This is a genomic window from Thermoanaerobaculia bacterium (assembly GCA_018057705.1).
Taxonomy (GTDB): domain Bacteria; phylum Acidobacteriota; class Thermoanaerobaculia; order Multivoradales; family JAGPDF01; genus JAGPDF01.
The window spans coordinates 1-8,678 of record JAGPDF010000115.1 but is presented as its reverse complement, the minus strand read 5'-3'; the positions used below and the strand labels follow the sequence as shown (position 1 = coordinate 8,678).

The window sequence follows — 8,678 nt, the reverse complement described above, 5'->3', positions numbered from 1 at the left end:
GCGCCATAGGCCTCGGCCGTGCCGTAGGAGGCTCCGCCGTAGGAACCGCTGTAGCCGCTGCGGTAGCGCCCCTCGACCCCCTGATGGCGGTTGAGGACGACGCCCAGGAGCTTGACCTCCGCCTGCAGCAGGCGGTCGCGGCAGGTCTTGGCATCGCGCCGCTGGACGTAGCCGGCGCGCAGGCAGAGGACGACGCCGTCCGACTGCGCGCCGATCAGGATGCCGTCGGTCACGGCGAGCGTCGGCGCCGAGTCGATGATCACGATGTCGAAGCGGCTGCGCACGAAGCGCAGGAACTCGGTCATGCGCTCCGACGACAGGAGCTCCGACGGGTTGGGGGGGATCGGGCCCGACGGGGTCAGGAAGAGGTTCTCGATGTCGCAGCGGAAGATGATCTTCTCGGCCTCGGCGCCGTGGGTGAGGAAGCTCACCAGACCGACCTTGTTGGCGGCGTGGAAGACCTCGTGCTGGCGGGGCTTGCGCAGGTCGCCGTCGACCAGCAGGACTTTCTTGCCCAGCTGCGCCAGAACGACCGCGAGGTTGCCGGCGGTCGAGGTCTTGCCCTCGGAGGGCACCGCCGACGTGACGACGATCACCTTGAGCTGGCGCGCCGAGGAGAGGAGCAGGGCCGTGCGCAGGTTCCTGTAGGCCTCGGCGACCGCAAGGCGCGGGCGCAGATGCGGCAGGAGCTCGATCTGCACATCGCCTTCGCCGCCGCGCTTCCTCACCCGCGCCGCCTTGGAGACCGCCTTGGCGGTGCTCGCCGTGGTCGGGGCCTTCTGGCCGTAGCCGTAACCGTAGCCGTAACCGTAGCGTCCGAGGAGGCCCGAGCCCTTCGACTCGTTCGAGATGTCGGGCACCACCGCGAGCACCGGGAGCCCGAGCAGGCGCTCGATCTCGTCGGTGCTCTTCAGGGTCCGGTCCATGTAGTGCAGCAGGAAGACCAGGCCGAGGCCGAGGAAGAAGCCCGAGCCCAGACCCATCGTGACGCTGCGCCGGAGCGACGGCCGGAACGGGCCGCCGGGGACCAGGGCGCGGTCGACGATGCGCACGTTCGACTCGCCCGTCGCCTGCAGGCGCGAGGTGACATCGGTCTCGGACTGCTTGCGCACCAGCTCGTCGAGGAGGGCGCGGCGGGTCGAGATCTCCACCTGCAGGTTGTTGTACTCGACCGCCGCCGAGTTCATCTGGCGGTTCTCGGCCTTGATCTGGTTCAACTGGGCGACCAGGGCGTACTCGCGGCGCTGCAGCGTCTGGACCTCGCCGCGGGCGGAATCGCGCGCCTGCAGGAGAGCATTGGCGGCGACGGTCTTCAGGTTGCGCTCCGCCTGCTCGATCTTGCCCTTGAGCTCGATCATCGCCGGCCATTCCGGCTTGTAGGTGTTCAACTTCGTGGCGTACTCGCGCTGCATCTCGAGGAGCTGCGAGCGCTGCTCGGCGAGCAGCGGATCGGCGAGCACGTCGGCGGCACGATCGCCGGTCGCCGATTGCAGCTCGTTCAGACGCGCCTCGCGGTTGATGCGCTCGGAGACCGCCGTGATGTACTCCTGGTTCAAGGCCTCGAGGCGGCGCAGGGTGACGTTCGTCGCCGGATCGACCGAGACGATGTCGGAGCGCCGGCTGTAGGCCTGGAGCTGGTTCTCCTTGTCCTGGATCTCCTGCTTCAGGGTCTCGATCTGGGCGGCGAAGAAGGTCGAAGCCTTGCCCGCGACGCGGGTGCGGTTCTCGATCCCCCAGTCGATGTAGGCGTCGGCGAAACCGTTCGCGACCTTCGCGGCGAGCACCGGCGAGCGCGAGCGGAAGGCGATCTCGACCAGCTGGGTGGTGCGGATCGGATTGACCTCGAGGCCGCCCTGAAGGGCGCCGGCGAGGCCGCCGATCGCCGCCTCGTCGTCGGCGGCGGTGAAGGTGCCGGAGGCCTTCCCCGCGTCGCGCGCCGCGGCGCCCGGGTTGAAGTCGGGGTCGGACTGGAGCCCGAGGTCGAGCACCACCCGCTCGGCGAGCCCGCGGCTGGTGAGCAGCCGGTACTGCGTCGGGTAGTACTCGAGGTTGAACCAGTTGTCCATCCAGCTGTCCTGCACCGCCTTGAGCGGCAGCGAGACCCGGCGCTCGATCTGGATCATCGTCGCGGCGCGGTACTCCTTCGGCGTCACCGCGAACTGCAGCAGCGAGACGGCGAGCGCGGCGAGAGTGACGAGGACGATGAGCCGCCAGCGCGCCGTGACGACGCGCAGGTAGTCGGCCAGATGGAACTCGCTCTCCGGCTCGGCGAAGTCGAGCGCCGGATCGGGACGCCGCGGCGCGCCTGCGGGGGCGAAGGCTTCGGTGGCCGCGCCCGCCGCACTGGCCGGAGGGCCCAGCAGGCTCGTCTGCGGGTCGGCATCGGGTGCGGGATGCCGGGTGCGGTGGTTGGCGCTCACAGGAGGGATTCCTTGATGACCAGCACGTCGCCGTCGGAGAGCGAGAGGTCGGGCTCCTTGCCGGCGAGGATCTTCTTGTAGTCGACCTGGACCTCTTCCTGCAGCGACTCGCCCTTCCTCCGCTTGATCGACATCTTCTTCGAGGCGCGGTCGGTGAGTCCGCCGGCGCGGGCGATGACCGACAGCACCGTGATGCGGTCGGTACTCTTGAAGCTGATCGCGCCGGGGGTCAGGACCTCGCCCAGGCAGAAGACGGTCACCTCGACGGTGACCGGCACGTTGATCAGGTCGTTGGCGAAGATCGGGATGTTGGCCCGCGGGTCGCCGCGTACGAAAAGATCCTCGATGCGGATCGCCACCTGGTCGGAGAGGCCGTTCTCGGCGCGGCGCAGGACGTAGAGCGTGTCCGCGTGCGACTCGGAGAGGCCGCCGGCCGCGGCGAGCGCCTCGATGAGCGTCCAGCGGCCGGGGAAGGCGAGGTTGCCGGGGGTGCGCACGGCGCCGACCACCAGAATCGGCCGCGACCGCGCCTCGCGGACCTCCACCGAAACCGTGGCGCGGTTGACGTACTTGGCCTCGAGCAGCTCCTTCAGCTGTTGCGCGAATCCGGCCTCGGTCAGCCCCTCGGCCGGCACCTCGCCGATGAGCGGCAGGTTGACCTTGCCGTTCTCGGCCACCCGGACCTCGACGTTCAGCTCCGGCACCTCATAGACCTTGATGGCGATCTGGTCCTTGGGGCCGAGGGTGTAGCTCACCGCCCCGCCGGCGGCCGGCAGGACCTGCGCCGCGGCCGGGCCGGCGGTGCACAGGGAGGCGACCGCAACCAGGAGTCCGGCGAGGAGTGGAGCCAGCAGTTTTGGGGTGACCGCTCTGAGGGGTTTCGGAAAACGCATCTGGACTGAGCATTATACGGGCTTTGCTCCCGCCGTTCCGGGGCGCCGGGGCGAAGCGCGCGGGCGGCTCAGTGCCGGCTCAGTACCAGGTGCCCTGGCTGAATCCGAAACCGAGGTTGACGAGGATCTGCGAGATCTTCTGATCGCGCAGGCCACTCCCCGCAGGAGGAGAGATCGTCTTCTCCTGATAGCCCACCCGCAGGTTCATCTTCCAGGGGAGCTCGATCGCGAGGTCCGCACCGTAGCTCTCGACGTCGTCCACGCGTTCGGCCCCCGCAGGTGCGTCGGGGCCCGCCTGATAGCGATGGCTGCCGGCCTCGCCGTAGAGGTTCAAACGCAGCCGCCAGCCGAGGCCGATGTCCACCCCGGCGCCGACGAACTGGTCGACGTAGCCGGAGGCCTCCGCGACGAGCAACGAGTAGGCGAGCTGCCGCGAGCCGTAGAGACGGGCGCTGAACGTTTCGCGCGGCATCCACTCGATGCGCGCGCCGCCGGTCGAGCTCGTGAAGTCGGAGAACTCCGCGCCGTCCTGCGCCGTGAGCTGGTTCTCCTGGTAGAGCAGATCCACGAGGAGCTTCGGCCGCTCGTAGCCGGCCTCGACGTACCAGAAGTCGCCGGAGTTCGAACGGTCGAGCGCCTCGTCGGCAAAGTCGGACTCGGCGTAGCCGACGCCGGCCCCGAGCCGCAGCTTTTCGCTCGGGTAGTAGCGCACGCCGCCCCGGTAGGCGAGGTCGTCGCGATCGAGACCGGCGAAGAAGTCGGCGAGCAGCGGATCCTCGGTCTCGTCGACGAGGCTCCGCACCGAGCGGTCGCCACCCTCGGCGTAGACCGTCAGGCGGCGCAGGATCGGCACCTCGACCTGGACCTCGAGGTTCTCGTTGCGCGTCGTGTAGCGCTGCAGGACCTCGCCGGTGGCGAAATCGAAGTCCTCGAGGCGCTCGGCGGTGACGGTGATCGCCAGGCGGTTGAAGTAGGTGAACGAACCGATGCCGAAACGCTGGTTGACGCGGCGCTCTTCGGCACGGTCCTGCCACCAGATGTACTCCGGCATGGCGTAGGCGGCGAACGTCGTCTTCGAACCGACCGGCAGATAGGCGTTGAGGCCGGCGCCGACACGGCCGGTGAGGTCGGAGCCATCCGAGCCAGCCGAGCCAGCCGAGTCCGAGGGCCGGTCCACCCAGGCGAGATCGGAGATCCAGAACGCCGGGTCGAGGCGCACCGGACCGGCGTGCCAGCGGGCCTCGTCGACCGCTTCGGCGAGCGCCTGTTTGCGGCCTACGCCCGCGTCGGCAGCGCCGCCCGGCGGCGTATACTGCCGGACTTGTGCCGCCAGCGGTGAGGTGCCCACCAGGGACGAGAGTCCTGCGAGAGCGACGCAGCAGGCCACTGCGGGCAGGGAAGCTCCGAGCCCGGTTCTGCTCATCTGTTCGGACATTCACGGCATGATACGACACGTCCGGCCGCGCGCCCTGGCGCTCGCGGCGCTGCTCGTCGCGGCACCGCTGCCGTTCGGCAGTGTCGCCCCCGAACCGGCGACGATCCTCCTCGTCGCCGCCCTCGCGGCGCTCGTCCTGGCGATCTGGACGGTCGAAGTCGTCGACCGGCCGGAGCCGGCGAGCGACAGCCGGAGTCCCCACTCCCATCGATCGCTGCCGCGCGAGCTCGCGCTCGCGGCAGCGGCGCTCGCGGCGGTCGCGCTCCTCGGCTGGCTGCAGTCGCTGCCGGCGCCGGCCGCGGTGACGGGCCTCCTCGCGCCCGAAACGGTTCGACTCACGCAGCAGGCGAGGGCGCTCGCCGGGCCGGTGACTGAAGTCGCCTCTGGCGACGAAGCCGCCTCTGGCGACAGCGACCGCTCGATCGCCCTCTCGCTCGCCCCGGCGGCGAGCCGGTCCGCGGCGCTCGACTGGCTCCTGCCGGTGGCCGGCTTCCTCGCCGCCGCCTGGATCGGCGCCTCACGCCGGGTGCGGCGCACGCTCTTCGGAGCACTCCTGCTCGCGGCGACTGTGCAGGTGGTCATCGGCGTCGCGCAGTGGATCTCGCGCTCGAACACGCTGTGGGGCGTCACGGTCCTCAGTGTCGGGTCGCGCCTGCGCGGCAGCTTCGTCAACCCAAACCATCTCGCGCTCTTCCTCGAGATCGCGCTCGCGGTGGCGTTCGCCTGGCTCTGGTGGGCGGTGCGGCGCACGGTGTTGGGAGGGGTGGGGGCCGACGGCGGCCGGGCCGAGGACCGGCTGCTCGCCGTCGGGCCGCCGGCGGTCGTGTTCCTGGCCATCTTCGGCGGACTCGTACTCACCGGGTCGCGCGCCGCGCTGCTGTCCGTGATCATCGCCATGGGCGTGCAGGGGATGGTGATCAGCGGCGGCGGCAGCGGGCGAGGCCGCAAGTGGATCCTTGCGGGCGGGCTCGCGGTCGGCGTCGCCGGGGCCGCGGCCATCGCCGCGCTCGGCGCGGAGGGCGCCTTCACGCGCTTGACCGCGAGCTCCCTGGACGAGCTCGGCGGCGGCTACCGCATCGAAGCGGCGGGCGCCACGTTCGATCTCTTCCAGCTCTTTCCGTGGGCCGGATCGGGACTGGGCACCTTCCAGGCCGCCTTTCCGCTGGTGCAGCCGGCGACGATCCCCGGCTTCTGGCGCCACGCTCACGCCGACTGGATCGAGTACCTGGCGACGACCGGAATGCTCGGCGCGCTCCTCCTCGGAACCGGACTCTTCTTCTATGCCCGGCGGCTGCGCCAGGTCGTCCTCTACGGCGAGCGCTCCGAGGGCCGCGCCGCCGGCCTCGCCGCCCTCGGGGCCCTGGTCGCGGTCGGCATCCACTCCTTCGCCGACTTCGGCCTCACCATGCCGGCGAACGCCTTCGCCCTCGCCGTCGTCGCCGGAGCCGCCGGCGCGACCCGCATCCCCAAGAAGCCGTAATTGGGGACAGTCCCCAATTCCCGTTCAACCTCAAGTCGGCGACAGGCCAGTTCGGCGGCAAGTCTCTTTCTTCCAATAGCTTGCAGAGGGTCTCAACAAGAACATTGGGACACCGGTGGAAGAAATGGGGACTGTCCCCAATTATCTGGACGCTTCTACTCGAGCAGGCCGGAGACGGCGGACCAGCGGCAGGTCGAGGCGGCTTCGAAGTCGTCGGAGAAGACGCGCGCCCGGCGGCCGATGTAGACGCGGTCCCACGCCGTGCTGAACGGCAGGCCGTTCGGGTCGGCGGCGGCCCAGGCGACGATCATCGAATAGGCCCCCTCCGGCACCGTGATGGTCTCGGCGACCCGGGTCCAGACGGCGGCGGCGGGGAAGTTGCCGGCGATCGGCTCATCGGTTTGCAGGCCGCTGCAGTTCGGGATGTCGAAGTAGACCCCGACGACATCGGCGTCCACCTCCGACTTGTAAGTAACCTCGGTGTGGATCGTGTCACCCGGAAAGACGGTGATGCACTCCTGAGGATAGGCAGCCGCAGCCGATGGGTCGCCCGGATTCTGCGGCGGCGCCGAGTCCACGGTGACGCTTCCCGAGAAGCCGGCGCCGCCCGTGCAGCCGTCGGCGTCGTCGTTGCCGACCCAGGTGGCGTCACCCACGATGCTCCAGCCCGCAAAGTCCGCGTTCAGATCGGGGTTCGGGCCGGCCTCGTTCTGCGCCCGGGCGCTCGCGGCGGCGAGGAAGAGGACCGTCAGACCGATTCCCAGACCGGCCGTCGCGGTGGCGAGCCGACGGTGGCGCTTCAGCGGGACCTCCCCGGGGGGGCCTTCGGAGACGAGTTCGAGGAGCTGGCGAAGGACAAACCGCATGGAGGGCCTCCAAGGTAGGGGTTCAGACTGTGAAACCGCCTTTCCGCCCGGCGAGGGGACAACTGCCCGAACTCCGAAGAAAGCGGGACGAGAAAAAGAGGGACAGGCACCGATTTGGAAAACGGTGCCTGTCCCTCATTTCTGAAACTGGTGCCTGTCCCTCATTTCTGAAACTGGTGCCTGTCCCTCTTTTTTGTGTCGCTCTTCTTGGGGGCTAGACGCCGGGCCGCTCGGTGGGAGGTGCTTCGCCTTCGGACGACGCGCCCTCTTCGGAGCCGCCCTTCGGGAGGTCTTCGACGTACCAGCGGCCGTCGATCTTGACGAAGGTGAACGGATCGCCGCCGACGGTGCCCGACGCCTTGTCGCCCTCGATCTTCAGGTTCTCGAGGCCGCCTTCGGGGACCTTGACCGGGCCGCTGTCCTTCGCCTCTTCTCCGGGCATCGCCTTCATCACTGCCAGGGCGTCGTTCAGGAAGGCCCCCTGGTCGATGTTGGCGAAGAGCTTCTCGATCTCCTCTTTCGTCGGCTCGGGCTTCTCCGCCTCGCCCTCCTTCGGCATCGCCGGCAGGCCGTACTTGGTGATCAGCGTGTTGTAGGCCGCCTTCATGCCGGCGATGCCCTCCTGCGCCTTGGCCTTCTGCTCCTCGGCCTTCTTCTTGTCCTCGGCGGACATCTCGCCGCCCATCGCCTCGGCCATGCCGCTGCCCATCTCGACACCCATCTCGGCGAACGCGACCATCATCGTCGCACCCATGTACATCGCCATCGCCATCTCGGTGCGGTTCTTGGGGGTGAGGCAGGCGGCGATCTCGCTGAAGTCTTCTTTGGCTGCGCCGGCCTTCATGCGCTCGACGAGCGCTTCGGGGGTCTCGGCGCCCGGCAGCGCCTTGGCGGCGGAAGCCGCCGGAGCGGCCGCCTCGGCCTTGGCGCCTTCGGCCTGCGGCTTCGTGCAACCCATCGTGGAGGCGGCCGGCAACAGGGCCACCAGTGCCACCGCCGTCACCGTCAACGAACGCAATCTCATCCAGATCATCGCTTCATCTCCTTGGGATAGCGGCGGCGAGCCCTCTCGCTGCCAGAACTCAACTCTCCATTACGCAGACCGGCTCGAAAAGGGGACTCCGCCGGGCGGCGCCGCCCCTCTCGAGGCGGGGGAACCGCGCCCGTTTCCGGCGGCCTATCCGCCGAGCAGCCCCACGACCTCGCCGTTCACCCAGTCCATCTTCTCGGCCTGCGGCTGCGCCGGGAGCCCCGGCATGCGGATGATCTCGCCCAGGAGCGGAACAACGAAGCCGGCGCCCGCCGAGAGCACGATGCGCCGCACGGTAATGTCGAAGTCGCGCGGCCGGTTGACGAGCGTGGGGTCGTCCGAGAGCGAGTTCTGGGTCTTCGCGACGCAGATCGGCAGGCCACCGTAGCCCAAGGCGACGATCTGTTTGAGATCGCGCGTCGCAGCTTTGGCGAAGGAGACCGAACGCGCGCCGTAGATCTTCTTGGCGATGGCCTCGATCTTCTCGGGGATCGACAGGTTCCAGTCGTAGAGCGGCGTGTAGGGCGCGTCGGCGAGCTTCGCCTGCGCGAGCA

General features: G+C 69.3%; 7 protein-coding genes. 1 reads left to right on the top strand and 6 read right to left on the bottom strand.

Annotation, left to right across the window (positions count from 1 at the left end; genetic code table 11):
* The 3 genes from KBI44_20325 to KBI44_20315 all read right to left on the bottom strand — a co-directional run.
* A partial coding sequence (locus tag KBI44_20325) for a polysaccharide biosynthesis tyrosine autokinase (GenBank protein ID MBP9146828.1) occupies positions 1–2,420 on the bottom strand: 2,420 nt, incomplete at its 3' end.
* Complete coding sequence (locus KBI44_20320) at positions 2,417–3,313, bottom strand: polysaccharide biosynthesis/export family protein (protein ID MBP9146827.1); 897 nt, start codon at positions 3,311–3,313, stop codon at positions 2,417–2,419. The genes KBI44_20320 and KBI44_20325, both read right to left, overlap by 4 nt.
* A 79-nt stretch (positions 3,314–3,392) precedes the next feature.
* Positions 3,393–4,736 (bottom strand): hypothetical protein, encoded by a 1,344-nt coding sequence (locus KBI44_20315; protein MBP9146826.1) that lies wholly within the window; start codon positions 4,734–4,736, stop codon positions 3,393–3,395.
* Between the two features lie 19 nt (positions 4,737–4,755).
* Here KBI44_20315 and KBI44_20310 point away from each other — a divergent pair, with 19 nt between their 5' ends.
* A complete protein-coding gene (locus KBI44_20310) occupies positions 4,756–6,228 on the top strand; it encodes an O-antigen ligase family protein (protein MBP9146825.1) in 1,473 nt (490 codons plus the stop codon).
* 155 nt (positions 6,229–6,383) lie between these two features.
* Here the strand turns inward: KBI44_20310 and KBI44_20305 are convergent, their stop codons facing one another.
* The 3 genes from KBI44_20305 to KBI44_20295 form a co-directional block, all read right to left on the bottom strand.
* On the bottom strand, positions 6,384–7,094 hold the full coding sequence (locus KBI44_20305) for a hypothetical protein (protein MBP9146824.1): 711 nt from the start codon (positions 7,092–7,094) through the stop codon (positions 6,384–6,386).
* Between the two features lie 214 nt (positions 7,095–7,308).
* Complete coding sequence (locus KBI44_20300) at positions 7,309–8,127, bottom strand: hypothetical protein (GenBank protein MBP9146823.1); 819 nt, start codon at positions 8,125–8,127, stop codon at positions 7,309–7,311.
* A 144-nt stretch (positions 8,128–8,271) separates the two neighbouring features.
* Positions 8,272–8,678: formate--tetrahydrofolate ligase (locus KBI44_20295; GenBank protein MBP9146822.1), on the bottom strand; the 407-nt coding region annotated here is incomplete at its 5' end.